General features: G+C 65.1%; 22 protein-coding genes. 12 read left to right on the forward strand and 10 right to left on the reverse strand.

What is annotated here, in order from left to right; all coding sequences use genetic code 11:
• The 3 genes from A9D60_RS17355 to A9D60_RS17365 all read right to left on the reverse strand — a co-directional run.
• A partial coding sequence (locus A9D60_RS17355) for a hypothetical protein (protein ID WP_141117954.1) occupies positions 1-533 on the reverse strand: 533 nt, incomplete at its 3' end.
• A 10-nt stretch (positions 534-543) separates the two neighbouring features.
• Entirely contained in the window at positions 544-1941 is a 1398-nt protein-coding gene (locus tag A9D60_RS17360; protein WP_141117955.1) for a hypothetical protein, read from the reverse strand.
• Between the two features lie 76 nt (positions 1942-2017).
• Entirely contained in the window at positions 2018-2425 is a 408-nt protein-coding gene (locus A9D60_RS17365; protein ID WP_065268749.1) for a DUF1036 domain-containing protein, read from the reverse strand.
• A 765-nt stretch (positions 2426-3190) separates the two neighbouring features.
• Here A9D60_RS17365 and A9D60_RS17375 point away from each other — a divergent pair.
• Genes A9D60_RS17375 through A9D60_RS17395 form a run of 5 tightly spaced genes read left to right on the forward strand, consistent with a single transcriptional unit; the run spans position 3191 to position 6424 of the window.
• On the forward strand, positions 3191-3631 hold the full coding sequence (locus A9D60_RS17375; protein WP_065268751.1) for a hypothetical protein: 441 nt from the start codon (positions 3191-3193) through the stop codon (positions 3629-3631).
• 57 nt (positions 3632-3688) lie between these two features.
• Positions 3689-4342, forward strand: coding sequence for a MotA/TolQ/ExbB proton channel family protein (locus A9D60_RS17380; RefSeq protein ID WP_254656723.1), 654 nt, complete (start codon positions 3689-3691; stop codon positions 4340-4342).
• Positions 4342-4797, forward strand: coding sequence for an ExbD/TolR family protein (locus A9D60_RS17385; protein ID WP_065268752.1), 456 nt, complete (start codon positions 4342-4344; stop codon positions 4795-4797). The genes A9D60_RS17380 and A9D60_RS17385 overlap by 1 nt, the downstream gene beginning before the upstream one ends.
• A 2-nt stretch (positions 4798-4799) precedes the next feature.
• Entirely contained in the window at positions 4800-5204 is a 405-nt protein-coding gene (locus tag A9D60_RS17390; RefSeq protein ID WP_065268753.1) for a biopolymer transporter ExbD, read from the forward strand.
• Positions 5201-6424, forward strand: coding sequence for a hypothetical protein (locus A9D60_RS17395; RefSeq protein WP_065268754.1), 1224 nt, complete (start codon positions 5201-5203; stop codon positions 6422-6424). Before A9D60_RS17390 ends, A9D60_RS17395 begins: the two co-directional genes overlap by 4 nt.
• 17 nt (positions 6425-6441) lie before the next feature.
• Here A9D60_RS17395 and A9D60_RS17400 read toward each other — a convergent pair whose 3' ends face one another.
• Positions 6442-7344 (reverse strand): LysR substrate-binding domain-containing protein, encoded by a 903-nt coding sequence (locus A9D60_RS17400; RefSeq protein ID WP_083194248.1) that lies wholly within the window; start codon positions 7342-7344, stop codon positions 6442-6444.
• Positions 7345-7483: 139 nt separating this feature from the next.
• On the opposite strand from A9D60_RS17400, the gene ugpB reads away from it, so the two are divergent.
• From ugpB to A9D60_RS17430, 6 genes are all read left to right on the forward strand, one after another.
• Positions 7484-8785 carry a sn-glycerol-3-phosphate ABC transporter substrate-binding protein UgpB gene (gene ugpB, locus A9D60_RS17405; protein ID WP_065268756.1) on the forward strand — a complete coding sequence of 434 codons (1302 nt, stop codon included), beginning with the start codon at positions 7484-7486 and terminating at the stop codon, positions 8783-8785.
• A 72-nt stretch (positions 8786-8857) separates the two neighbouring features.
• A complete protein-coding gene (gene ugpA, locus A9D60_RS17410) occupies positions 8858-9739 on the forward strand; it encodes a sn-glycerol-3-phosphate ABC transporter permease UgpA (RefSeq protein ID WP_065268757.1) in 882 nt (293 codons plus the stop codon).
• Positions 9739-10590 carry a sn-glycerol-3-phosphate ABC transporter permease UgpE gene (gene ugpE, locus A9D60_RS17415; protein ID WP_065268758.1) on the forward strand — a complete coding sequence of 284 codons (852 nt, stop codon included), beginning with the start codon at positions 9739-9741 and terminating at the stop codon, positions 10588-10590. The genes ugpA and ugpE overlap by 1 nt, the downstream gene beginning before the upstream one ends.
• A gap of 12 nt (positions 10591-10602) precedes the next feature.
• On the forward strand, positions 10603-11658 hold the full coding sequence (locus A9D60_RS17420; protein WP_065268759.1) for a sn-glycerol-3-phosphate import ATP-binding protein UgpC: 1056 nt from the start codon (positions 10603-10605) through the stop codon (positions 11656-11658).
• A complete protein-coding gene (locus A9D60_RS17425; protein WP_065268760.1) occupies positions 11658-12608 on the forward strand; it encodes a glycerophosphodiester phosphodiesterase family protein in 951 nt (316 codons plus the stop codon). The genes A9D60_RS17420 and A9D60_RS17425 overlap by 1 nt, the downstream gene beginning before the upstream one ends.
• 1 nt (position 12609) lies before the next feature.
• A complete protein-coding gene (locus A9D60_RS17430) occupies positions 12610-13359 on the forward strand; it encodes an HAD-IIA family hydrolase (protein WP_065268761.1) in 750 nt (249 codons plus the stop codon).
• Positions 13360-13369: 10 nt separating this feature from the next.
• Here the strand turns inward: A9D60_RS17430 and tcuA are convergent, their stop codons facing one another.
• From tcuA to A9D60_RS17460, 6 genes are read right to left on the reverse strand one after another with little or no spacing between them, the layout of a single operon-like run.
• Positions 13370-14845, reverse strand: a complete 1476-nt coding sequence (tcuA, locus tag A9D60_RS17435; RefSeq protein ID WP_065268762.1) for an FAD-dependent tricarballylate dehydrogenase TcuA — start codon at positions 14843-14845, stop codon at positions 13370-13372.
• A 4-nt stretch (positions 14846-14849) separates the two neighbouring features.
• Positions 14850-16532, reverse strand: a complete 1683-nt coding sequence (locus A9D60_RS17440) for a thiamine pyrophosphate-binding protein (RefSeq protein ID WP_065268763.1) — start codon at positions 16530-16532, stop codon at positions 14850-14852.
• A gap of 4 nt (positions 16533-16536) precedes the next feature.
• The gene (locus A9D60_RS17445) at positions 16537-18948 is read right to left on the reverse strand and encodes a GcvT family protein (protein WP_065268764.1); all 2412 of its coding nucleotides are present in this window, start codon (positions 18946-18948) and stop codon (positions 16537-16539) included.
• Complete coding sequence (locus A9D60_RS17450) at positions 18941-21346, reverse strand: GcvT family protein (protein WP_065268765.1); 2406 nt, start codon at positions 21344-21346, stop codon at positions 18941-18943. Before A9D60_RS17450 ends, A9D60_RS17445 begins: the two co-directional genes overlap by 8 nt.
• Entirely contained in the window at positions 21343-22632 is a 1290-nt protein-coding gene (locus A9D60_RS17455) for an aspartate aminotransferase family protein (protein ID WP_065268766.1), read from the reverse strand. The genes A9D60_RS17450 and A9D60_RS17455 overlap by 4 nt, the downstream gene beginning before the upstream one ends.
• The gene (locus A9D60_RS17460; protein ID WP_065268767.1) at positions 22629-24176 is read right to left on the reverse strand and encodes a trimethylamine methyltransferase family protein; all 1548 of its coding nucleotides are present in this window, start codon (positions 24174-24176) and stop codon (positions 22629-22631) included. The genes A9D60_RS17455 and A9D60_RS17460 overlap by 4 nt, the downstream gene beginning before the upstream one ends.
• A gap of 105 nt (positions 24177-24281) precedes the next feature.
• On the opposite strand from A9D60_RS17460, the gene A9D60_RS17465 reads away from it, so the two are divergent.
• Positions 24282-25172, forward strand: coding sequence for a LysR substrate-binding domain-containing protein (locus tag A9D60_RS17465; protein ID WP_065268768.1), 891 nt, complete (start codon positions 24282-24284; stop codon positions 25170-25172).
• The last annotated feature ends 86 nt before the right edge of the window (positions 25173-25258 follow it).

Consider the following 25258-nt stretch of genomic DNA (forward strand, 5'->3'; position numbering starts at 1 on the left):
CGCCCGGCCAAGGCGTCTGCGCCCTGCCGGGCCTCGCCCGGTCCCTCCGCCGCAGGCAGCGCCCCCCGGCGATGGGCCTGGAACAGGGCAAAGTCATCGCGCTCCGACGGCAGATGCACCACCAGCTTCTGCCCGGCGGCAAACAGATCATCCTGAACAACCGACAACCGGGCCGGACCGGGCGGGCCCGCACGCCTTGGCAGAAAATCCGGCGGCCCCGGCAGCGACCGGCGGCTGCCGCCCTGCCCCTCCTCCCTGAGGCGCAGCAGCATCGGTGCGCGGCGCAGATTCAGCATGGCCCGGTTTTGCGCCTGCCGCCGGGCCGGTGCCGCCACTGCAGCTTCGCTCTGCGGCATCATGGTCAGGCGGGCGTCTTCCTCTATCCCGCGGTTCAGCGCCCAGAACACACCTGCTGCGGCGGCAGCCGCCAGCGCGGCGCCGCCCGCGCTCAGCCTGGCCAGAAGCCGCCGCCGCCGTCTGGCCGCCGCCTTGGCTTTCGCCCTCTGAAAGACCGGATCAACCCGGATACCCATCGCTGCCTGCCTAGCGGAACACGCCGCCCAGGGCAGACCCGGGCGTGATGGTCTGGGTCGGCTGATTTGACGGTGCCTGTGCAGGCGCTGCCCGCCGCACTTGGGCCGGCCGGCTGCCGCTGCTGCTGCCGTTTGCGCGCGCGGCTGCGGCCACCGGGCGGGCACAGGCAACGTCATCCTGGCTGATAATCAGGCGGAACAGCTCTGCCGTCGCCTCCGGATTGGCGGGGCTGCCCCCGCCTGCCGCCCCGAAATACCGGCGCGCTGCGGCTTGCGACCCGCGTCCCCAATCGCCGTCAATCCGGCTGGTATAGCACCCCATGCGGGCCAATTCGCTTTGCAGCGCCTGCGTCAGCAGCGGTGCCGGCGGATCGAACGCGCCGGCAGCAACCAGACTGCCGAACAATTCCGGATCGCTGCTGCGCAGACGCTGCCGTGCTGCCAGGTTGTCATATGCAATTTCACTGCCCTGCAGGTCCGCCGGGTCCTGCGCCGCCGCGAAATCCGCACCGCCCGCACCCTCAATCAGCCCAACGATGACAGAGGGCTGCGGCAATCCCTCCGCCCGCGGCAGGGCAGCAAACTGCGGCGCCTGTGGTGTTACGGCTGCGCCGGTCCCCCGCAGGCCGCTTGCCGGCACGGAAACAGACTGGACCGCAGCAACCGGACGGACCGGCGCCTGCGTCCGGGCGGGCATCAGCCAAACCGTATCCGCCTCTGGCACCTGCTCGCGCCGTGCCGGGTTTCCGACGGCCTTCGCGCTGTCCAAACCCGGCAGCATCTGCCCGGAGCCATTGCGCAGAAAAGCCTGCAAGATATCCGTGGCGGCAGCGTCCTTCGCCTTGGCTGCCGTCTTCATCGCATCACTCAGCCGCCCGCCAGCGGCCGTCGCGGGGCAGGCCTCACCTGCTCCGGCACTGGCGGCCAGAGTCAGCATGACCCCTGCCTTTGCAGCTTCGACAGACAGGTCCGGCAGCGCCGCGGCATTCCCTGCGGTGCCGGCGCAATTCTCGACCAGCAGCAGCAGATGCGACAGCCCCGCTGCTGCCAGCGGTTCAAGCCGGGCTTCCAGCGCCAGCCCGCGGCCGTCCGCAACCATACCGCCATCCGGCTGCACCGGACCCGCATAATAAAGCACCAGCCGTTCCGCCCCTTGCAGCCGGTCCAGCGCTTCCGCCGCTTCCTTGTGCGCCGCATTGCGCAGCAGAACCGGCGCTTCGCCGCTCCAGCCCTGGACAGCCTCCGCTGCATAATACGCATCGGCAAAGGCCCTTGCCGCACCGCCGCCAGTGTCGCCAATCACCAGCCCGCGCCAGTCCTGCGCCGCGGCTGCACCGCAACCAAGACCAGCAGCTGCAAACAGGGCTAAGGCGGCCCGGCGGGCCAGGGAGAGAGGAAAAGGCCGCAAAATTTTCAACCTGAACGCGGAAATCAATACCGGTTTCATACCTTAAAGGGAGAACACTTTGGAGCAGAATATCCGCCTATTGCGCCCCTGAGCGCAGGAAAAATGTCCAGCTGTCCGCCTGCTGCGTGTCCACTTCATGAAACCGCGCGCCGGTGTAGCCCCGGACCAGGCAATCCGACTCGCCACGGATTTGGAACCGCCCTGCATCCACGCACATCGGGGTCGCTCCTTCCAGCAGCACCCGTCCGAACACGTCTTTCGCAAAGACATAGATATATCGTGACCGCAACTTGCGGGTGATCAGATCAGCGCATTGATTTGGTCCGACAACCCACCAGCCCAGGGTTTCAAAAGCATCACCCTCAGAGACTCCAAGCGCCAGATTGGCAACATCCAAGGTCTGATTGCAGACGGTAAACGCCGCCCTGGCAGGCCGCACGGCGGTCAGACTGACGGCAAGACAGGTGAGCAGGATGAGTCGCATCGCTATAGGATCGTTGGAAATTTTCAGTTCTCCCATACCGTAGGCGCATCCGCGCGGCGGCGAAAGTGGGATATGCGCAACATTTTTTGACCTGGAGCGGAGACCGGCCGCAGAAACCGCTGGCGCTGCACGGCAGCATGCCTAAAGTGGCCGCCATGGTACGGTATTTTGCGATAGGCGCAGGCCTTGTTTGTCTTTCAGTTGCCGCAGGGGTTGCATTGGTTCTCAGCCACGATGCGGCCTCCAGCCAGCGGAGCCTGACCTCCCTGGCGCCAAAGGTGCAGCCTGCACCTGCTGTGCGGCGTGACGCCAATGCCGCTGCAGCGGCGGTTCTGCCCGGCACTCCTGCCATACCCGTTTCTGTGCAGGCAGTGCAGCCTGCCGCCAGCAAACCCGCAGTTCCGTCCGGCTGCTGCGCTGCACCTGCCGCGCCGCGGGCCTCGGGTTCAGCTCCGCAGCAGCGGGAAACGGCCGTGCTTGCGCCCCGCCCTGCAACTCAGGACCCGCATCCGCAGCCTTTGAGCAGGCAAGCGCAGGCCGCACCGCCTGACACCTTCACAGTGGCCGGGGCCCAGCCGGCAGCGGTTTCACTGCCGCCGCAGCTCAATCGCCGGGACTCGCAGTCCGCGCTTCCGGGTTTCTTCATCGGGGTCTTCCGCTGACTCGGCCATAACGGGTTTTTTCAATCTAATTTTCCCGGTTGACCTGTGCCGCGATTTAGCACCCATATAGCCGCGATTTGATGACCAGACCCGTTGAGGAAAAATGCGCTTTTGTTCTGCTCTTAAACCGGGGGCACTTGCCGCCGCTGCCTTTCTGGCCCAGGGCGCAGCCCTGACTGCCGAGGAAACCGATCAGTTTCAGCTTGATCTGAACGCCGTCACGGAAACAGAAGCCGGCGACTGCCGCCTGACCTATGTTGCCGCGAACCAGTCCGGCACCGCACTGGAACGCGCGTCCTACCAGATCGCCCTGTTTGACGGCGAAGGCGTGGTCAGCCGGCTGCTGGTTCTGGAATTCGGCGCTCTGGTGGAAGGCAAAACCAAGGTTCTGCAATTTGACCTGGCAGGCACGCCCTGCGGCGCGATTTCACGGATTGTCGTCAACGACGCCCCGGCCTGCACCGCCAGCGACGGCAGCGAAAGCCCGCTGTGCATGTCCAATCTCGCGGCCAGCTCCCGTACGCCCATCCAGTTCGGCATCTGACACCCGCCGCCATTCGTTTAACGGCGCGCCGCCTGCGGCCAGCCAAGGAGTGTTTTCATGACCGGTTTCCGGGGCGATTTGTTTGATCCCTTCACGCTGACAGTCTTTGCCGCACTGTTCCTGATGTCCTTCACGGTGCTGTCGGTCTTCTTCTTCAAGCTGCTCCAGTTCTCCCGCCTGGGCGTGGGCAAACGCAGCATAGCCGAGAAAATCATCGACACCTGGCTTTCCGGCCAGGCCGAAGCCGCGATGCAGCAGGCCGCTGCGCGCAAGTCGGTGCTGTCCAGGGTTCTGCATGCCGTGTTCACCGGCCTGCAGGCCCGCCCCGGTGAAACGGCCTATGCCGAGGAATTGGGGCGGCAGACGGCGATTGCCGAACTGGCCACCCTATCGGACCGGATGCGTGCCCTGGAACTGGCAGTGCAGGCGGCGCCCATGCTGGGGCTGCTTGGCACAGTGATCGGCATGATTGATGCCTTCTCGGTGCTGGCACAGTCGCAGTCCGCCGCGGATCCGGCCGCGCTGGCAACCGGTATCTGGACCGCGCTCACCACCACCGCGGCGGGGCTGGCGATCGCCTTGGTGGCCTATTTCCTTGCCAATTGGCTGGACGCCCGGATCGAGCGGGAGCGGAACCTGATCGAGATTCTGGTCTCGGCAGCCCTGCATGGCCGGGTCGGCCAGACAGCAAACGCGCAGGCCCGGACCTGATGCAAACCAGCCGGCTCGGCCTTCCCGCGCCCCGGCAGCGCAAGGCATTTGCCCTCACGCCCTTGGCGGACATCATGTTTCAGCTGCTGATCTTCTTCATGCTGTCTTCCAGCCTGACCCCCTATTCCATTCTGCCCCTGCACAGCAGCGGTCCGGTTTCTGACCGCCAGCCCGGCGCGGCGCAATCCGCTGCCGGCGCAGAGCCCCCGCAGGCACCAGTCCCCGGCGGCACAGCCTTATGGAACCTGGAGGCCGGAAAGCTGCGGGTGCAAGGGCAGGAGTTCACCTTTGACGCCTTGCCCGGCCTTGCCCGCAGCTTGCGCGAGGACAACCCCGAGGCAGCCGTTGTGGTCATCGTGAAGCCCTCGGCCCGGGTGCAGGACCTGACCACCGTGCTTGAACAGCTGCGCGTGGCCGGGATTGCTTCGGTCCAGCTCAGTGCAGGAGCCGGCTGAAGATGCTGTCCCGGCGATCCCTGCTGCCGCCGCATAAGGCCCTGCGCACACCCGGCACCTCGCTTGCCATCGTCAATATCGTGCTGCTGCTGCTGTTCTTCTTCCTGGTCACCGGGTCCCTGGTGCCCGCGCCGGACACCCAGGTTCAGCTGCCTGCAACCCAGGAATTGCCGTCCGGGCATCTTCCCAGCCCGCTTCTGGAGATCGGACCGAACGGCAGTTTGCGTCTCGACGGCACCGCGGTTACGGCCGCCGCCTTGCAGGCCGCCCTGCCCGCGGACCAGGTTCTGCATGTGCTGTCCGACAGCACCGCCCCGGCGCTGGACCTGCTGCAACTGCTTGCACGGCCGCCGTTTTCGGATCTGGACATCCAGCTGGTCACCCGCCACAGGCAGGCCGGTTCATGAGCACCCTCCCCTATGGCAGTTCCGCCAGCAGGGGCTGGCTTGCCGCCGCCTGCAGCTCTTTGTCCATTCACGCGGCACTGGGCGCGCTTCTGCTGGCCGGCCTGCAGCCTCTCCTCGGCCGCTTCGCACCGCAGACCGCAGCCCCGGAGATCCGCGTCACCCTGCAGCGGCTGGAGACCGACACGCTGGCCGGCCTATCACTGCAGGACGGGATGGCAGGTGCCGAGATCCAGCCCAAGAGTGGCCCCCTGTCGCCAGCGCTGATAACGGCACCGGGCGACAGCTCTGAGCGGGCAGAGCCCGCCGGTGACGAAGCATCCGCCCCCCGGGTCTCCGCGGTTCCGCCGGTCCGGCAATCCCCGGGCCCGCAAACTGCCGCCCCTGCCATTGAAACCGAGGCCGCTTCGCCCCTTCTGCCGACAGAGATCAGTCCGCTGGTGCCGGAAACCCTTGCCCCCGTCGCCGCCAGCGGCCCCGCTGTGTCAGCTGCCGCCGCAAATGGAAATATCACCACCCTCCAGCCGCTGGCGGCCTTGCCGGGCGGAACCTCCGGCACCCCGGCAAAGCCAGCCGCGGCGAACACCCCTCCGCCGCCCCGCGCGCAGGACCTTGCGGTAAAGGAGCTGATTGCCCGTATCCGGGCGAACGGCGGGCCGGACTGCCTGCTGGCCTTGCCCCGCAGGGACGGCAAGGACCGCGCCGGCCTGGAAATGCTTGCCGCCCGTGATGCCGCCTTCGGGCAGTTCACCCGGTCAGTCTTGAGTGAAGACGACAGCGCCCTGCGCCAGACCCGGACGCTGCTGGACCCGCGCCAATGCCCGGCAGCTGAATACGTCCGCCGCAACCGTGATTACCCGGCAACCCGGCTGGGGCTCCGGCTGGACTCCGGCAGTGTCGCCAGCGGCGGGCGTCTCACCGGCGCGCTGCGCGGCACTGCGGGAAAATACGTTGCGCTTTTGCTGGTGGACAACAACGGCGTGGTCCAGGACCTTCAGCGCTTCCTGTCGCAGACAGGCAATGTCACCCGTTTCGACGTGCCGGTGACATTGGCCGGCCCGGTCCGCGACACGGCGCAGATGCTGATTGCGATTGGCAGCACCAGCCCGCTGCAGCAAATCCGCAGCCGCGACGGGCGTCTGGCCCAGGATGTTTTCACCGGCCTCACCGGAGATCTGACCGGGTCTGCCCCCCTGGCCGTCGCGGTCTTCGACATCAGATAAGCCTGTCCCGGTCAGCGTCAGCCCAGATCGGCGCGGAACGGCTGCAGCGCCTCGATGAAGGCGTCGAGAAAATCCAGCGCCAGCAGCGACCGGCTGCCTGACACCGGACGCAGGATCGACAGCCGGTGGTGCAGTTCGGGCTTAAAGGGGACAATTGCGATATCCTGACCCCGGAACTGCTCCGCATCCAGGGCGCTGACAACCGAAGCCCCCTGCCCCTGATTGATGATGATGCAGGCGGTGGAAAACTGGCGCACCTCGATCCAGCTGTTCAGCTCCACCCCCTCTTCAAAGAACGACTTGTGCAGCTTGCGGAAAAACGGGCTGTCACGCCGGGTATGGATGATCTTGCAATCCTGCAGGTCCCGCGGCGTCAGCACTTCCCGCTCCGCCAGCGGATCCCCCTTGGGCAGCACACAGACAGTGCGGATCGGGATGTCGATATTCTCCACCGCCGGGTGCGAGGCAAAGCCGTCGGTGATGCCGCAGTCGTACTGCTCGCCGATGATCCACTCCAGAATCCGCTCCGGCCGGTCCGGTTCCAGCGTCAGCCGCACGCCCGGGCGGTGCTCCAGGAAACCCGCCAGAAGCTTGGGCAAAAGCGCCGTCGCAAAGCCGGGCAGGCAGGCGATGCGCAGGTGCCCGGCGGTGCGCTCAGTCAAGTCACGGTTGAGTTCTTCCAGATGGTTCAGACTGTCGAAAACCCGCCCCACCTCGGACAGCAGATACCGCGCCTCAGAAGTGGGAATCAGCACTCCGTCCTTGCGGGTGAACAGCTCCACCGCCACGGATTTCGAAAAATCCGACAGCAGCCGGCTAGCGGCAGGCTGGGATATACCCAATGTCTCGGCGGCCCGGGTGACAGAGCCGGTGCGGGCAACGGCCTGAAAAGCCTCAAGCTGGCGGAGTTTGAATTTCAAGGGGTTAGCCGCCTTCTCAATGAAATCATGACAGCCTCGCATAACATTATGTTATGAATCTTGTCAAAAAACTTTTGCTTGAATTATTTTCTTGCCCGGACAAAAGGTATTTGCAGAGCCAACTTTGGGAGAGAAGCTCATGTCCATTAAATCCTTGCTCTGCGCCTCGGCTGTTCTGGCCGTTGCTGGCAGCACCGCATTTGCAGAAACCGAGATTCAGTGGTGGCACGCCATGGGCGGCACCAATGGCGAACGCGTCAACAAGATCGCCGAAGACTTCAACGCAACCCAAGACGAGTACAAGGTGGTTCCCGTCTACAAGGGCAACTACACCGAAACCATGACTGCGGCGATTGCCGCCTTCCGCGCCAAGGAACACCCGCAGATTGTGCAGGTCTTCGAGGTCGGAACCGCCACCATGATGTCTGCCAAAGGCGCCATTTACCCTGTTGAGCAGCTGATGAAGGATGCAGGCGAACCGTTCGACGGCGACGCTTTCCTTCCTGCCGTTGTCTCATACTATGAGACCCCCGAAGGCGAGCTGCTGTCGATGCCCTTCAACAGCTCCACCCCGGTCCTGTGGTACAACAAGGACGCGCTGGACGCAGCAGGCGCCGAAGTTCCGACCACCTGGGACGAAGTCAGGACCGCCTCGCAGAAGCTGGTCGATAACGGCATGAAATGCGGCGTTTCCTTCGGCTGGCAGTCCTGGGTGATGATCGAGAACTTCTCGGCCTGGCACAACCTGCCCACCGGCACCAAGGAAAACGGCTTTGCCGGTTTCGACACCGAACTCACCTTCAACAATGCCAGCGTTGCGGCCCGTCTGGATGACGTCGCCTCCATGGGCAAGGACGGCCTGTTCGTCTACGGCGGCCGCCGCGGCGACAGCCTGCCGATGTTCACCAACGGCGAATGCGGCATGTGGATGAACTCCTCCGCCTATTACGGCTCGATCTCCTCGCAAGCCGGGTTCGAATTCGGCCAGGCCATGCTGCCGCTCGACACCAAGATCGCCGACGCGCCGCAGAACTCAATCATCGGCGGCGCCACCTTGTGGGTTCTCGCGGGCCATGAAGAGGCGGAATACAAGGGCACAGCCAAGTTCCTCAGCTACCTGTCCTCTCCCGAGGTGCAGGCGTGGTGGCATCAGGAAACCGGCTATGTGCCGATCACCACTGCGGCCTACGAACTGTCCAAGGAACAAGGTTTCTACGACAGCAACCCGGGCACCGATACGGCCATCAAGCAGCTGAGCCTGAACACCCCGACCGCCAACAGCCGCGGTCTGCGCTATGGCAACTTTGTGCAGGTGCGCGACGTGATCAACGAAGAGATGGAAGCGCTTTGGGGCGGTGAAAAGACCGCACAGGAAGCGCTGGATGCAGCGGTTGAGCGGGGCAACGACCTGCTGCGCAAGTTCGAGCGCACTGCCAAGTAATCCATTCCGAACAACACGGCCCTGCCATCCCCTTTCCCGGATGGCAGGGCCATTTCCTGATTGGGGTCCCACATGCTCAAACGGGTGCATTTCCCGGCCTCGGTGCTGCCCTATCTGCTGGTCGCACCGCAGATTGTCATCACCCTGGTCTTTTTCATCTGGCCGGCCAGCCAGGCCATGTATCAGTCCTTTCTGATCGAAGACGCCTTCGGCCTTGGCACAGAGTTTGTCTGGTTCGAGAACTTCCAGATCCTTGCAACCGACCACCACTACCTGGCCAGTTTCCAGCGCACCGCTGTGTTCTCGGTTCTGGTTGCGGCGCTGTCGATGGGCTTTGCCCTGATCCTCGCGGGCTTTGCCCAGCGGGTGGTGCGCGGCGCAATGTTCTACCGCACCATGCTGATCTGGCCCTATGCGGTGGCGCCGGTTCTGGCAGGCGCGCTGTGGGTGTTCATGTTCAATCCGACCCTGGGCATCTTTCCCTATTTCCTGGAATTTGCAGGCATTACCTGGAACCACTACCTGAACGGCCCCCAGGCGATGGCGCTGGTGATCCTGGCCGCCGCGTGGAAGCAGGTCGCCTATAACTTCCTGTTCTACCTCGCCGCCATGCAGTCGATCCCCAATTCCGTGATCGAGGCCGCCGCAATCGACGGTGCAGGCCCGGCACGGCGGTTCTGGACCATCATCTTCCCGCTGATCTCGCCCACCACGTTCTTCCTGCTGGTGATCAACATGGTCTACGCCTTCTTCGAGACCTTCGGCATCATCCACGCCGTGACCCAGGGCGGCCCGGGCACCTCCACCACCATCCTGGTCTACAAAGTGTTCAACGACGGCTTTGTCGGCCTCGACCTCGGCGGCTCCGCCGCGCAATCCGTGGTTCTGATGGTGCTGGTCATAGCCATGACCGTGGTCCAGTTCCGCTTCGTTGAAAGAAAGGTGGCATACTGATGGTCGAAAACCGCCCCCTCACCGCTTTCCTCACCCATCTGGTGCTGATCCTCGGCGTCATTGCCATCGCGCTGCCGGTCTGGATCACCTTTGTGGCCTCCACCCATGACGAGCTGCGCATGAACCAGGCGCCGCTGCCGCTGTGGCCCGGCGACTACTTCCTGGTGAACATGAAGCAGACCCTGTTCGGCTCCGGCCTCAGCGGCACCGAATCCGCGCCGGTTTGGCTGATGCTGCTGAACTCATTGGCGATGGCGCTGATGATCTCCACCGGCAAGATTGCCATTTCGCTGCTGTCGGCCTTTGCCATCGTCTACTTCAAGTTCCCGTTCCGCATGGGTTTTTTCTGGATGATCTTCATCACCCTGATGCTGCCGGTCGAGGTGCGGATCCTGCCCACCTTCGAGGTCGTCGCGAACCTTGGCATGCTGAACAGCTACTGGGGCCTGTCGATTCCGCTGATCGCCTCGGCCACGGCGACGTTCATGTTCCGCCAGGTGTTCCTGACAGTGCCGGATGAGCTGCTGGAAAGCGCCCGCATCGACGGCGCCGGGCCGCTGCGGTTCTTCTTCGACATCCTGCTGCCCTTGTCGCGCACCAATATCGCGGCGCTGTTCGTGATCCTCTTCATCTTCGGCTGGAACCAGTACCTCTGGCCGCTGCTGATCACCACCGACACCTCGATGACCACCATCGTGATGTCGATCAAGCAGATGCTGGAAGCGGCCGAGCAGAGCCCGCAATGGAACATCATCATGACTACAGCCCTGCTGGCGATGATCCCGCCGGTGTTCGTGGTCATCGCAATGCAAAAGCTCTTTGTGCAGGGCTTGACGGAAACCGATAAGTAAGGCGCCTGACTGATGGCTGAAATTCAACTCAAAGACCTGGTGAAATCCTACGGGCCGACCGAGGTGCTCCACCATATCGAAGGCGACATCAAGGATGGCGAATTCATCGTCATCGTCGGCCCTTCCGGCTGCGGCAAGTCCACACTGCTGCGCATGGTGGCGGGCCTGGAGAGCGTCACTTCCGGCGAGATCGCGATTGGCGGCCGCCGGGTGAACGAGCTGGAACCCTCGGCGCGCGATATCGCCATGGTGTTCCAGAACTACGCGCTCTACCCGCATATGTCGGTGCGCCAGAACATGGCTTACGGCCTGAAGATCCGCAAACTGCCCAAGGACGAGATCGACCGCCGCGTCGAAGAAGCCGCCGAGATCCTGGAGATCAAGCAGTACCTCGACCGCAAACCGCGCCAGCTGTCCGGCGGCCAGCGCCAGCGGGTGGCCATGGGCCGCGCCATCGTGCGCGACCCGCAGGTGTTCCTGTTCGATGAGCCGCTTTCGAACCTGGATGCCAAGCTGCGGGTGCAGATGCGCCTGGAAATCCGCAAGCTGCAGCAGCGGCTGGGTGTGACCTCGATCTATGTGACCCACGATCAGGTGGAGGCGATGACGCTGGGCGACCGGCTGATGGTGCTGAACGGCGGCTATGTCGAGCAGTTCGGCACCCCGATTGAGCTTTACGACCGCCCGGCGTCCGTGTTTGTGGCGGGATTCATCGGCAGCCCGTCGATGAACTTTCTGCCGGTGGAGATCAGCACCGGCCACGCCACGCTCCCCGGCGGCGGCCTGCTGCCCGTTGCGTCCACCCATGCCGGCACAGCCACCCTGGGCCTGCGCCCGGAACACCTGAACCAAGACGAAAACGGCCCCCTCGCAATCGAGGTCGACATGCTGGAACAGCTTGGCGCCAGCACCCTGATTCACGGACGCCTGCACGGCACCGGGCATAGCATCACCGCCAGCGTCCCGGGCCACGCCAATGACGGCATCGGCAGCATCCGCCGCTTCTCTGCCGCACCGGAGCTAACCCATCTATTCGACTCCGTCTCCGGCAAACGATTGGCGGACTGATGCCTTACCCCCAGATCCCGGCCTTTTCAGGCGCGCCAGGTGTGATCCGGCTTGCCGGCCATCGCGGCGCCCGCGGCGTCTTGCCGGAAAATACCCTGGAAGGCTTTAAGTTTGCACTGACCGCCGGTGTGAAGCTGTTGGAGCTGGACGTCACCGCCACAGCCGATGGTGTGGTGGTGATCACCCACAACCACCGCCTGACCCGCTCCATGGTGCGCGACGCCGCAGGCAACTGGCTGCAGGGCCCGGAACCCAAGGTTTCCGCCCTCACCTGGGCGGAGCTGCAGCAGTACGATGCCGGCGGGCTGGACGGCAGCACCGCTTATGGCCAGCGCTTCCCGGACCAGGCGTTCCTCAGCGGTGTGCGCATTCCCCGCCTCGCAGATCTGCTGGCCCTGCTGCAGCAGCCCGCGCATCAGGACGTCCACCTGTTTCTGGAAATCAAATCGGACCCGGACCTGCTGGCCGACACTGCCGCGCGGCAATCGCTGGTCCAATCGGTTGTTGATGCCGTCCGCACCGCCGGGATGGAGCCCCGCACCGTGCTGCACAGTTTCGACTGGGACCTGCTGGCGGATTGCCAGCGCATCGCACCGGAAATGCCCGCCTCCTTCCTCACCCAGCTGCCGGAGAACGACAGCGAAGTGGGCGAGGACTCCTCCAAGGAGGTGAACCCGGTGGCCGGCTGCGCGGCGCTTGATCTGCCGTCCCGCGTGGCGGATGCCCGCGGCCAGTTCTGGTGCCCATATTTCGAGGACATCACCCCGGAATCCCTTGCCCTTGCGCGCGATCTGGGCCTTCTGACCATGGTCTGGACCGTGAATGAACCAGAAGACATCGAACGCATGATCAGCCTCGGCGTCGACGCGATCTGCACTGACTACCCGGGCCGGGTGCAGCGGCTCTTGCTACAGAACGGCCTGCACTGGCTGCCCGCCGCTGAACGCTGAGATGCAAACCGTTCACAGTGTCTTTGCCCGCTATGAGGACCTGCGCGCCCGGCTGCCGGAAAACCGGACAAGACCGGGCACCACGGCCATCGCATCGCTGCTGGAATTGCAGCCGCATGCCAGCGCCTTTGTCTTTGATGCCTTTGGCGTGCTGAATGTCGGCACCGAACCGATCCCCGGCGCGGCAGCGCGGTTGCGCCAGCTGCGCACCGCAGGCTGCGCCATCCGCATCCTGTCCAATGCAGCCAGCAACGGCAAGGCGCAGACGGTTGAAAAATTCCGCGCCCTGGGTTTTGAAATTGCACCCGAGGAAATCATAACCGGTTTTCTGTTCCTGTCGAGCGCAGAATGGAACGCAGGCAAACAGGCCATGCTGAGCGCCAGCCTGCAGCAGTCACCCCGCCCGGTGGTGATCGCCAACGCCGATCTGGTGGCACCGCGCAGCGGCGGGCTGTCGCTGGAACCCGGCTTCTACGGCCACCAGCTGGCGGATCAGGGGCAAACGGATGTGCGCTTCTTCGGCAAACCGTACCCCGAAGTTTACGCTCTGGCGGCGCAAACGCTGGCGGAAGTGGAGCCGGACCGCATCGTGATGTGCGGCGACACACTGCACACCGATATCCTGGGCGCCTCCGCTGCTGGCTGGCAGACAGTCCTTGTCACCCGCGACGGGGTGCTTGCCGGGCAGGAACCGCAAGAATTCATTGAGGCCTCGGGAATCTGGCCGGACTTCTGGCTGCCGCGCATTTGACCGCTGCCGCTTATCCGCCAAAGGCATGCGTCCCCGCCAGCCGGCCGAAGACGGATCCGCTTATCAGGCCGGTCCCGCCTGGATAGTTGAAATAGAACACCCCGCCAACCAGTTCGCCCGCCGCAAACAGGCCGGGGATCGGCGCCAGGTCGTTGTCCAGCACCTGCGCGCTGTCCGGGTCGATCCTCAGCCCGCCGAAGGTGAAGGTGATGCCGCACCCCACCTGGTAGGCTTCGAACGGGCCTTCGTCGATGGTGTTGGCCCAATTGGACTTCGGCACCGCCAGCCCCCGCGTCCCGCGGCCATCCTTGACGTTCGGATCAAACGGCATGCCGGTGTCCACCGCCGCGTTATAGGCGCGGATTTCATCGAGAAAGCCCTGCGGGTCCACACCTTCCAGCTTCTGCGCCAGCTCCTCCAGCGTCGGCGCGGTCACCTTGGTCACCCGCTTGATGCGGTATTCGTCGCGCAGCAGATGGGTGACCTTGGCATCGAATACCTGCCAGGCGAACTGGTCCGGCTGGTTCAGGATCACCCGGCCGTATTTGGCATAGGTGTAGTTGCGGAAATCCGCGCCCTCGTCGACAAACCGGCGCCCGGTGGCGTTCACCATCACTCCCCAGGGGTAGGAATGCTTCTGGAAGCCGTCGCCGACATCCAGATCACCGAACTCCGGCGCGTTGTAGTCCCAGCCGACCGCATGGCAGCCCGACCAGTTGCCATAGGTGGAGGCGCCCGCCGCCATCGCCATCCTGATGCCTTCGCCGGTGTTGAAGCGGGAGCCGCGCACCCGGGCCATCTCCCAGCCGAGGCCGAGGTAGCGGGTGCGCATTTCCGGGCTGGCCTGAAAACCGCCCGAGGCAATCACCACGGATTTCGCGCGCAAATCCTGAAGCTCCCCCTTGCGGCGGACCTTGACGCCGGTCACCGCATAACCGTCTGTCAGGATCTCCACGGCCCGGGTTTCATAGCGGATTTCGACACCGGCCTCTCTGGCAATTCTGGTGTGGGCATCCACCAGGCCGGGGCCGCCGCCCCAGGCCTCAAGCGTCAGCCCGCCCCAGAACTTGAACCTTCCGTCGACCTTGAACGCCTGCCGCCCGTAAATCGGCATGAAGCGGATGCCCTTGCCGCGCATCCAGTGCATCGTCTCGCGCGAGGTGGTCACCAGCCGCTCGCACAAGGCCGGATCGGTGCGGAACCGGGTCACGCGGAACATGTCGTCAAAGAACTGCTCCTGCGTGTAGGTGCCGAAATCAGTGATGGCGATCTGCTCTTCACTCAGGTCCGGGCACAGGGCGCGGATGTCCTCCACCCCGTCATAGGCAAAACGGATGGCGCCTGCGGTAAAGCGGGAGTTGCCGCCGTTTTCCGCCTCGGGCGCGCATTCCAGCATCAGCACGCTTGCCCCTTTTTCCCGCGCGGCATGGGCGGCGCAAAAGGCCGCGTTGCCCGCGCCGATGATGATCGTGTCCCAGGTGGTCATGGTCTCAGTCCTCCTGCGGTGCCTTGAACAGATCCTTGCGCAAGGTCATCAGCGCCCCCGGATCAATCTTGCCTTGAATGATGGTGGTCTCGTTGCTGGCCAGCGCCGCCTCCAGCGCCGGGCCCATTTCGCCGGGGCCATCGACCCAGATGCCCCTGCCCCCGCACAGCTCGGCAAACTTGTCATAGCGCGGCGAGGTGATCTCCGCGCCCAGCAGGCGCCCGCCGTAAAATTCCTGCTGATAGGCTTTCTCGGCCCCCCAGGCTTCGTTATCCAGAACCACCACTATGACCGGCAGCCTGTGCTGAATGGCGGTCTGGATCTCGATCATCGTGTAACCCAAGGCACCGTCGCCCATCACCGCCACCACCGGGCGCTCCGGTGCTGCGGCCCTGGCGCCGATGGCCGCCGCCAGGCCAAAGCCGACCAGGCCGAAATCCAGCGGTGTGATCAGACTCAACGGCTCGTAATGCGCCAGCCGGTCGGCGGCCTGCAAGCAGGTGTTGCCGGTGTCCAGCGTAACGATAGCGTTCTCCGGCAGCGCAGCGCGGATCTCTGCCAGCGCCCGGCGCGGGTGCATCGGCAGGGTGGCGATCCGCGCTTCCTCGTCGCGTTCAGCGGCAAGACCAGCCATGTCGGCCTTGAAGGCCCCACGCCATTCATCCGCCGCCGGTTTCGATGCGGCTGCGGTCAAGGCTTCAGCTGTCAGCCGGGCATCCGCCTGCACCGCGATCTCAGCCGGGAAATAGCGGCCCACGGCAGCGCCGTCGATGTCCACATGGGCGATGCGGGTCTCCGCGCCGACATAGTCGTTGCTGTGGAAAGTTGAGTTGAAACCCAGCCGCGCGCCCAGCACCACCATCACATCGGCTTCCTTGGTCAGGCGGCTGGCCACGTGGTTGCCGCGCGGCCCGGCCTGGCCCGCAAACCAGGGATGGCCGTGGCGCATCACGTCGGCATGGCCGGTCGAGGCCACCACCGGCACCTCCAGGGTTTCGGCCAGGGCAGTCAGCGCCTCGCGCCCCTGGCCCCATTTGAACCCGCCGCCCGCGAAGATTACCGGACGTTTTGCGGTGGAAAGCATGGCCGCAATGGCGCTGATGTCTTCCGGCGCCGCAGGCCCCGGGCGGGCGATGTTCACTGGCTTGGGGTCTATGGGCGCAACTTCGGCGGCAAACAGATCGCGCGGCACATGCAGCACCACCGGCCCGCGGCGGCCCGAATTGGCCAGCCGGATCGCGTCCTCCAGCATCGGCGCCAGGCGCGACGGATCGGTGACCATGACCGAGCGTTTGGAGACCGGCGCAAACAGCGCCACTTGGTCGACCTCCTGAAAGGTGTCCTTGGCCTGATCGGCCCGGGTGATGGCGCCTGCGATCACCACCAGCGGCGAATAGGCCAGCTGCGCCTCCGCTACGGCAGTCACGATATTGACCACACCCGGGCCTGCCTGCGCCCCCAGCACCACACCGGGCTTGCCGGTCATCCGCGCCCAGGCGTCAGCCATATGGCCCGCCGCGCGCTCATCCCGTGCACCGACATAGGCGATTTCGCCGCCCTGATGCATCGCGTCGTACAGCTCCAGCATCGACCCGCCCAGCAGGCCGAATACGGTGTCGATGCCATTAGCCTTAAGAACGCGGTAGACGGCCTCGCCTCCGGTGATCATGCTGTTGATTTTGGTCATGGTCTCAATCCTCGGATCGGGGCCGCAGGTTCTGCGGGTCAAAAACTGCGTCATCATGGATGGTTACGGGGAATTCCCGGTTCAGGATCTGCACGGTCAGCCCTTCACGCGGCGTGCCCTTCCGGACAAACAGCCAGCCCAGCGACTTGCCAACCGTGTAGCCATAACCGCCGGAGGTGGTCAGGCCGACGGGCTTTCCCTCCCGCAGCACCGGCTCGCCGCCGTGGATATCAACGCCGTCAGAATACAGTTCCGCGTAGAACAGCTCCCAGCCCGGATCGCGGGGCAGCAAGGCTTCCTTGCCCAGAAACTCCCGGCCCTCCGCCGCCACAAACCGCTCCAGCCCCACATCCAGCGGCCCCGCGTCGGTGGTCAGCTCGCCGGAGGCACGGTAGGCCTTCTCCATCCGCATGCCGTTGAAGGCATAAGACCCCAGATCGGCCAGCCCGTGTTTCTCTCCGGCTGCAAACAGCGCGTCGTAGAGTTCGCCGGCCTGCTCCAACGGCGCGTGCAGCTCCCACCCCAGTTCGCCCACGAAAGAGACCCGCAGCGCATAGCACGGGATGCCGGCCACGGTGATCTCCTGCCCGGACAGCCAGGGGAACGCCCGGTTCGTGAGGTCCGCATCCGTCAGCTCCGCCAGAATCCGGCGCGAGGCCGGGCCGGAGAGCGCCAGCATGCCCCAATCCTGGCTGCGGTTGATCATCCGCACGTCTTCGCCGTCGCGGATATGGCTTTTGATCCAGTCGAAATCCGGGTTGGCGCGGGCAATAGGCGAGCCGGTGAAATAACGGTCCTCCGCGATACGCCAGATGGTGATCTCGGTCTCGAACCGGCCTTTCGCTGTCAGCAGGTGGTTGAGGCTCATCCGCCCGTCGCGGGACGGAATCCTGTTGGCAGACAGCCGGTCCAGCAACGCGCCGGCATCCCGGCCTGTGATCTCGAACTGGGCAAAAGCGCAAAGGTCGATGACGCCGGCTGCCGCCCGCGTTGCCCTGGCCTCTGCCATCGCATTGGCGTGCCAAGGCTGATGGCCCCAGCCGATCTGCTCCACCTCGCCAGGGCCTCCGAAGTACCGGGGCCGCTCCCAGCCTGCGACTTCACCGAACACCGCCCCCTTGGCGGCCAACCGGTCATACAGCGGGTGACGCTTCAGCGGCCGCAGGCTCTGGAACTGCTTGCCGGGGCAAGGGGTGTCATGGCGGCGCATGAACTCATCCTTGGTGCGCTCAACAATGAAATGATCGGTAGAGAAATTGCCATACCGGCGCGGATCAAGACCGCGGGTGTTTATCGGGGTTTCGCCATGCACCATCCAATCGGCCAGCACCTTGCCCGCGCCGCCGCCCCAGGCAAGGCCGATGGACGACCCGCAGGACAGCCAGACATTGGGCGCACCCGAGGGGCCCACCAGCATGCCGCCGTCCGGCGTATGGGTGATCGCCCCGCGCACCACGCGTTTGATGCCGAGGTCGGCCAGTACCGGCATCTTCTCAAACGCCACCATCAGAAAATCGCCGATGGAGTCGTAATCAGCCTCAAACAGCTCATTCTCCGCAGCCCAGGGCGCGCCCTGCGGCATGGTCCAAACAGTGGGGCAGGTGTGGCCCTCGTAGATGCCGATGAGGCCCGATTTCTGCTCCTGCCGGATATAGCCGCCATAGGCATTGTCGCGCATCACCGGCAGCTCCGGGCGGTCCAGAAATTCCGGCACGGTATCGGTCACCAGATAATGGTGCAGGCAGCTGACTGACGGAATTTTCAGCCCGAACCACGCCCCGACCTGGTTGGCATAAGAGCCCGCAGCGATCACCACATGTTCGGCCAGCACATCGCCTTTTTCCGTGCGCAACAGCCACATATCCCCCTTGCGGGAGGCGCCCAGCACCTGATTGCGCCGCTCGATCCTTGCGCCGCGCGCGCGGGTGGCGGCGGCCAATGCCATGGTGACGGAGGACGGATCAATGTGCCCGTCCTCATAGGTGCGCACCGCCGCCTTGACGCCGTCCACCCTGTAGAAGGGGTTCACCCGGGCGACCTCCTCGGGGCCGACCAGATCCATCGGCAGGTCCAGCAGCTTGCCGACGCCCATGATCGACTTCATCCAGTCGACCTCGTCATCAGTGGTCGCAATGCGGAAACCGCCGACCTCATGCCATCCGATGCTCTGGCCGGTTTCCCGCTCGACCCGTTTGTAGGTTTCGATCGAGGTCTTGTTGATCCAGCCCGCCAGGCGCGATCCCACCGCATGGGCGATCTGTCCCGCTGCGTGCCAGGTGGAGCCGGAGGTGAGCTCCGCCTTCTCAAACAGGATCGTGTCGGTCCAGCCGTTCTCGGCCAGCTGGAACTGGGCGGCCACGCCCATGATGCCGCCGCCGATGATGGCAACCTGCGTGGTGCGGGGGATGTCAGTCATGTGCAAACGCCTCTTTGGCGGGTTTCAGTGACGCCTTGGCGCTATAGCGGGTGCAGGCGATTTCGACCTCAAAGCCAGAGACAACGGTGTCTATGGCAAGCTGGTCCAGCGGCGTGTCAATCATCGCCAGCGCGACGGAACGCCCGTATTTGTAGCTCCAGGCGGCCGAGGTGATCTGGCCCGCAACCTGGCCGCCGTAGTAAACCGGCTCGTCATGGATCGGGACCGCCTCCGGGTCGTCGAACAGCATCGAGACGATCCGGCGTTCCGGGATGTGCTCCCTCAGTGCATCTTCCCCCGCAAACCCGGTGCCAAAAGCGCAAAAGGCCCCCAGCCCGGCCTCCTGCGGCGTGGTGCCGGGGCCCAGCTCATGACCGAAGGCCCGGAAACCGCTTTCGATCCTAAGCGAGCCGCTGGCGTATAGCCCGGCTTGGCTTGCCCCTGCTGCCACCAGCGCCTCATAGGCCGCCATAGCCATGTCGGCAGGGATATACAGCTCATAGCCTTCCTCGCCGGTAAAGCTGAGCCGCCCGGCCCAGCCGCGCGCCAGGCCGATCTCGACAGGGCCAAACTGAAAGCGTTTCAGGTCCGGCACAGGACTGTTGGAGGTCGCCTGTAGCACCGCGCGGGCCTGAGCGCCCGCCAGGCCGAGGATTGCATAACCGCTGGTCACATCGGTGAATTCCACGCGGAAATCCCCCTTGGTTTCCAGCATCCGTTTCAGATCGCGCACCACTTCGCCGGCGCCGGCGATCATCAGGTAGGTCTCCGGCCCGTGCCGCTGCACCGTGACATCGCTTTCGATGCCGCCCTTGCGGTTCAGGATCTGGGTATAGGCGATACGGCCCTCAGGAATATCCATCTGCGCCGCGCAGAGATGGTTGAGGAAGGCACAAGCATCCGGCCCCTGCACCCAAATCTTGCCAAAGGCGCTCTGATCCAGGATGGCGGCGCCGTTGCGGCAGGCCTGCACCTCACGGCCCACCTGATCACGCCAGGCAGGCACCCCGAAGGTCAGCGGCAGATGCGCCGCCTCGCCGCCGAAATGCACCGCCCGCTCCCAGCCGCAGCGGCTTTCAAACCTTGCCCCGGCGGCAACCAGACCCGCGTGGATTGGGGAGCGGCGCTGGCCGCGGGCGGTCTCCATGGAACGCCCCGGATAGGGATTGTCGTAATGGCGGCCCAGCACCTCGGGGATGCGGGCCTCCAGTGCGCCCAGCACATTCATTTCCGGGCTGAAGCGGCGGATATCGGCCTCGTTCAGCTCCATTGTTGGCTCGCCCGCAATGATCCACTCCGCCATCGCGCGCCCTGCCCCGCCCGCCAGCGCGATGCCGGTGGAATTCATGCCGCCCATCAGGAACAGCCCAGGCACCTCCGGGCTTTCGCCTAGCATGAACTGGCTGTCGAAGGTGAAGCTTTCCGGCCCGTTCAGCAGCATCCGCACCTCGGCCCTCTCCAGGGCGGGGATGCGGCGCAGCGCGTTTTCCATCATCGGCATGAAGTGGTCCCAGTCCTCGTCCAGGAGGTCAAAGGAAAAGTCCCTGGGCAGACGGTCCAAGGGCAGACCCTTTGCCTGCGGTTCGAAACAGCCGACCAGCAGCCCCTCCACATCGTCGCGGGCATAAAGAAACGCGTCCTGATCGTTCAATGTCGGCAGATGCGCGCCCTTGCCGAGCGCCTGCACCTCCTGCAACGGCTTGGTCAGTATGTAGAAATGCTCGCAGGCATAAAGCGGCATATTCGCCCCCGCCATCGCCGCAACCTCGCGGGACCAGAGGCCGCAAGCGATAACCACTTCCTCCGCCTCGATCAGATGCTCGCCTAGCGCAACACCGGAGATCCGGCCGCCCTTCTTCTGCAGGCCCGTAACGGCAGTATCCTCAAAGATCCGCACCCCCCGCGCCCGCGCGCCCTTGGACAGCGCCAGCGCCACATCCGAGGGGTTCACCCGCCCGTCAGCAGGCGACCAGACCGCGCCGATTACATCGCTTGTCTCGATCAGCGGCCACAGTTCCTTGGCACGGGCTGCATCCACCACCTCAGCCTCAAGGCCAAAGGCACGGCCCAGCGACACCTGCCGCTTGATATTGGTCAGCCGGTCCGGGTTGGCCGCCAGCGTCAGCGAGCCTGTCTGGGTCCAGCCGGTGGCCTGGCCGGTCTCCGCCTCCAGCGCGCCATACAGGTCGATCGAGTAGTTGATCAGCCTGGTCAGCGTCGCCGAGGGCCGCAGCCGGCGCACCAGCCCTGCCGCGTGCCAGGTGGTGCCGCTGGTCAGCTTGGAGCGTTCCAGCACCACGATATCCGTCCGCCCTTCGCGGGCCAGATGATAGGCGATGGAACAGCCGATGACACCGCCGCCGATGATCACTGTGCGGGCGCGGGATGGCAGGGTCATTGCAGCACTCCGTCCTGAACAAGCGCGGCAAACACCGCATCAAAGGCGTCCAGCGCCTCGTCTATCAGTTCCGGGGTATGCGCCGCGGAGGTCACGCAGGAGGTGTGGCTCATCAGATCCACGCCGCGCGCCAGCAGGCCGCCGCGCAGGCCAGCCACCAAGGCAGGCGGCACGCTGCGGATTTCAGCCGGGCTCAGCCCCTCTGGGTCTGCTGCCCCAAACAGCAGATGGCAGGTTGAGCTTTCGCCATAGGCGCATCCCGTGATGCCGTGCCGCGCCAGCCGCGCATTAAGGCCCCGGCGCAGGCGCCCTGCCATGGCATCGGCCTGTGCCTGCGCCTCTCCGGTGGCCAGCAACGGCATCGCTGCGCAGGCGGCGGCGGCAACCAGGGGGGAGCCGTTGAAGGTTCCCTTGTGGCTGACCGGCGGCGACAGCCTGTCCCGCGCAGCGGCGTTGTTCATCAGCTCCATGATCTCCGCCCGGCCGCAAACGGCCCCGCCCGGCAGTCCACCGGTCACCACCTTGGCCAGCGTTGTCAGGTCCGGCACGATGCCGTCGCGCGCCTGCCGCCCGCCGGGCGACCAGCGCAGGCCGGTGATGATCTCGTCAAAGATCAGCACCGCACCGGCAGTCCGGGCTGCGTCATGCAGGGCACGCAAAGTGTCCGCAGACAGCGGCACAGAGCCGTAATTGGCCCCGGACGCCTCAATAACCACAGTGCCGATGCTGCTGTCCTGCAGGGCCGCCTGCATCGCCCCCGGATCGGCAGCACAGACCTCGACCAGGCCGGTGACCGCATCGGGAACCCCCAGCGACGCAGCCTGCAGACTGCCCGCCCTGGCCCCTTTCAATGCGTGGTCGTGCCAGCCGTGGTAATGGCCGTCCACCCGCAGCACCTTGTCCCTGCCCGACCAGGCCCGGCCCAGCCGCATCGCCAGCATCGTCGCCTCGCTGCCAGAGGCGGTGAAACGGGTGCGTTCGGCGCAGGGAAACAGCCGGTTGACCCATTCCGCCCATTCAATCTCGGCCGCGTGGCAATCGGCGCTGAAAATCGCGCGGTTGGCCTGCCGCTGCAGCGCCTCGACCATTGCAGGGTGGCCATGGCCCAGCATCTGGCTGGCCGATCCCATCTTGAAATCGATGTAGCGGCGCCCCTCCGCGTCCCATTTCTCGGCACCTGCGGCGCGTTCGATATAGATGGGGTGCGGCGCGCGGTAGCGCAGCTCGTGACTGACTCCGCCCGGCAGCGCCGCCCGGGCGCGGCTGCTCAGTTCGCTGTTGCTCATGCGGGCCTGCCAATCTGTTCACGGGTGAGCCGGATATCAAACACCGCGCGCAGCGCGCGGTCGGTCTCATCGCTGACATGCTGCGGAAAATGTGCGCTTAGAATTTCACGGGCTGTGTCCCGCGCCGCCTCGCCCACCGGCCGGGCGCCAGCCTCCTGCCATTCGCGCGGGGACCGTCGGTCGCCGATATGCGGATAGAAGTAGTCTGATTTCATCCGCTCAAATGTGTGCTGCTCCCCCAGATAATGGCCTTCGCCGCGGCACACTTGGGCGATCACATCGGCGGCAATGTTATCCGGCGTCGCCTCAACCCCGCGGATCGTGCGCAGGATGTTGCCCAGCAGGTCATTGTCGCTGACATAGGCCGCATGGCTGACGCCCAGCAGGCTCGCCTGCATGCCCGCCGCCTGAGTGACGATGTTGGCCCCTGCATGGGCGGCCATCGCCACGGCCAGCGACTTTTCGGCGCCGTATTGCGCGTCCAGGCATTTGGAGTCGGTGATCCCCGCGATGGAGGACACCGGCAGGCCGAAATGCCGCCCCATCTGGGCCGCGCCCGCCATCAGGATTGCCTGCTCGCCGCCGCCGCCGCACATCGCCCCGGTGCGCAGATCGGCGACCAGCGGCTTAGGGGCAAAGACCGCCTTGGCCTCCGCGTCCACCAGCCGCACAAAGACCAGCCCGGCCAGGGTTTCTGCAACCGCCTGCACCAGCGATCCGGCGATTGTGGCGGGGCTGGTCGCCCCGGCCTGGCCTGCACTGATCAGCTGCACCGGGAACCCTGCCCTGATCGCAGCCTCCAGCACCTCGCAGGCCTCTCCGGCAAAGCGCATCGGCGGCACCACATGGCAGACCATCACCGTCAGGAAGGGCCGCGCCCGGAATGCGGCCTCACCGCCGGCGATCTGGTAGCAAAGCTCCGCGATTGGCCGCACGTTCTCCGGCGCGCTGATCGAGATCGAGACATGTTTGGAGGTGCCCATCAGGCAGGCATAGGCGGTGTTCAGGTCCATCACCGCGCTGTCCTCGATGTCGCGCGCCACCACCGAGCGGCTGAAGTGGTGAATGTTCTCCATCCGGTCGACAATCCGCGCCGCGTCATAGAGGTCCGCCAGCGTGGAGTCGCGGTAGGCCCCGGTATCGAGGTCGAACACCCCCGGCGCCGCGCCGCCGGTCGACATGTGGACCCGCGCGCCACTGATCTGCAGATCGTTTTCCGGCTGCTGGCCGCACAGCGTGAACCCCTTCTGCGCGCCCTCCACGGCCCAATGCACCAGCGCCCGTGGAAACAGCAGCCTGCGGTCTTCGGTCAGCTGCCCGCCCGCGGCGCAGACCTTGCCCGTCATGGACGGAATGGCCTGGCTCAGCCCCAGAGTTTCCAGAAGCGACAGCGCGGCCTCCTCGACCAGCGCAACCTCCTCAGGCGCAAGCGGTTTCAGCCGCCCGCCTTCAACCCCGGGCCACACCGGCCTGACGCTGCCAGCTTCGTCCGCTTCAAGGAGCCGTTCCTTGCGCCCCCGCCTTCGTTTTCCGGATGCCGCCATTTCATGAGTCCAGCTAACTTCTTTCGAACCGTGCCCTTCGAACTGCCCATTTACAAATGGTCATTGCTCAGCAACTAATGAGCCGTACTCATCTATGGATTCCGCATGCTGCCATCGCTCTCTGCCCTGCGCGCCTTCGAAGCCGCCGCCAGAACGGGCAGCTTCCGCGCCGCGGCGGAGCATCTGTCCGTGACCCCCACCGCAATCAGCCACCACATCCGCGGCCTTGAGGAGCAGCTTGGCACGAAGCTGTTCAAACGCTCCGGGCGCGAGGTGGTGCTGACCGAAGACGGGCAGCGGCTGGCGGAAACCGCGGTTCAGGCCTTTGGCATGCTCGAAGATGCGGTCCGCGCAATCAGGCGCACCACCCGCAAGACCGTGCGCATTGCTGCCGGCCCCATTTTCACCGCCCGCTGGCTGATGCCGCGGATCAGCAATTTCTGGGAACTGCACCCGGGGACCGGGCTGGAGGTGGTGCCGACGTATCAGCCCGGCGCGCAGGACCGCGAAAACGTGGATATCGTGATCCGCTGGGAACGCATGTCGGAGATGCCGGAAGAGGCCGTCAAACTGCTTGAACTCAGCCCGGTGGCGATTGCGTCAGAGGGCTTCCTCACCCGGTTCGGCCCCGTGGAAACCCCCGCAGACCTGCTGCAGCTGCCGCTGCTGCACCAGCGGAATCATTGGGGCTGGCTGGACTGGTTTTCAGCCATGGGCGTGCGGGTTCCGGGCACCTTGCGCGGGCCGGTGTTTGAAGACGCCAATGTTCTGCTGCGCGGGGCTGCGGAAGGCCAGGGGGTGATCGTCGGATGGCTGCCGCTGATTGACCAGGACCTGGCCGAAGGCAGAGTGGTGCGCCTGTTCAGCGAGGACATCACGCCGACCCACGGGTATTTCCTGGACGTGCGCAAAGGCACCCAGGCGCGCCGGCAAACCCGGGACGCCATCGGCTGGCTGACAGTCCAAAGCACCCGGATTGATCCTAGCCGCTGCTGACAGAAGTTTTGCCAAGTGTCCGGCATCCGGGCGGGGTTGCGCCATGGGGCCGTCAGCGTGTTTGATGCGGGCGCAAGAGAACGGCT

Source organism: Leisingera sp. JC1 (genome assembly GCF_001679925.1).
Classification (GTDB): domain Bacteria; phylum Pseudomonadota; class Alphaproteobacteria; order Rhodobacterales; family Rhodobacteraceae; genus Leisingera.

What these genes read in the sequence shown, in the direction of transcription:
- A9D60_RS17445 (WP_065268764.1), bottom strand. Translation starts at nt 18,948, where the DNA reads ATGACTGACATCCCCCGCACCACGCAGGTTGCCATCATCGGCGGCGGC.
- A9D60_RS17430 (WP_065268761.1), top strand. Translation starts at nt 12,610, where the DNA reads ATGCAAACCGTTCACAGTGTCTTTGCCCGCTATGAGGACCTGCGCGCC.
- A9D60_RS17425 (WP_065268760.1), top strand. Translation starts at nt 11,658, where the DNA reads ATGCCTTACCCCCAGATCCCGGCCTTTTCAGGCGCGCCAGGTGTGATC.
- A9D60_RS17420 (WP_065268759.1), top strand. Translation starts at nt 10,603, where the DNA reads ATGGCTGAAATTCAACTCAAAGACCTGGTGAAATCCTACGGGCCGACC.
- A9D60_RS17450 (WP_065268765.1), bottom strand. Translation starts at nt 21,346, where the DNA reads ATGACCCTGCCATCCCGCGCCCGCACAGTGATCATCGGCGGCGGTGTC.
- tcuA (WP_065268762.1), bottom strand. Translation starts at nt 14,845, where the DNA reads ATGACCACCTGGGACACGATCATCATCGGCGCGGGCAACGCGGCCTTT.
- A9D60_RS17385 (WP_065268752.1), top strand. Translation starts at nt 4,342, where the DNA reads ATGCAAACCAGCCGGCTCGGCCTTCCCGCGCCCCGGCAGCGCAAGGCA.
- A9D60_RS17440 (WP_065268763.1), bottom strand. Translation starts at nt 16,532, where the DNA reads ATGACCAAAATCAACAGCATGATCACCGGAGGCGAGGCCGTCTACCGC.
- A9D60_RS17390 (WP_065268753.1), top strand. Translation starts at nt 4,800, where the DNA reads ATGCTGTCCCGGCGATCCCTGCTGCCGCCGCATAAGGCCCTGCGCACA.
- A9D60_RS17380 (WP_254656723.1), top strand. Translation starts at nt 3,689, where the DNA reads ATGACCGGTTTCCGGGGCGATTTGTTTGATCCCTTCACGCTGACAGTC.
- A9D60_RS17395 (WP_065268754.1), top strand. Translation starts at nt 5,201, where the DNA reads ATGAGCACCCTCCCCTATGGCAGTTCCGCCAGCAGGGGCTGGCTTGCC.
- ugpE (WP_065268758.1), top strand. Translation starts at nt 9,739, where the DNA reads ATGGTCGAAAACCGCCCCCTCACCGCTTTCCTCACCCATCTGGTGCTG.
- ugpB (WP_065268756.1), top strand. Translation starts at nt 7,484, where the DNA reads ATGTCCATTAAATCCTTGCTCTGCGCCTCGGCTGTTCTGGCCGTTGCT.
- A9D60_RS17375 (WP_065268751.1), top strand. Translation starts at nt 3,191, where the DNA reads ATGCGCTTTTGTTCTGCTCTTAAACCGGGGGCACTTGCCGCCGCTGCC.
- ugpA (WP_065268757.1), top strand. Translation starts at nt 8,858, where the DNA reads ATGCTCAAACGGGTGCATTTCCCGGCCTCGGTGCTGCCCTATCTGCTG.
- A9D60_RS17455 (WP_065268766.1), bottom strand. Translation starts at nt 22,632, where the DNA reads ATGAGCAACAGCGAACTGAGCAGCCGCGCCCGGGCGGCGCTGCCGGGC.
- A9D60_RS17465 (WP_065268768.1), top strand. Translation starts at nt 24,282, where the DNA reads ATGCTGCCATCGCTCTCTGCCCTGCGCGCCTTCGAAGCCGCCGCCAGA.
- A9D60_RS17460 (WP_065268767.1), bottom strand. Translation starts at nt 24,176, where the DNA reads ATGGCGGCATCCGGAAAACGAAGGCGGGGGCGCAAGGAACGGCTCCTT.
- A9D60_RS17365 (WP_065268749.1), bottom strand. Translation starts at nt 2,425, where the DNA reads ATGCGACTCATCCTGCTCACCTGTCTTGCCGTCAGTCTGACCGCCGTG.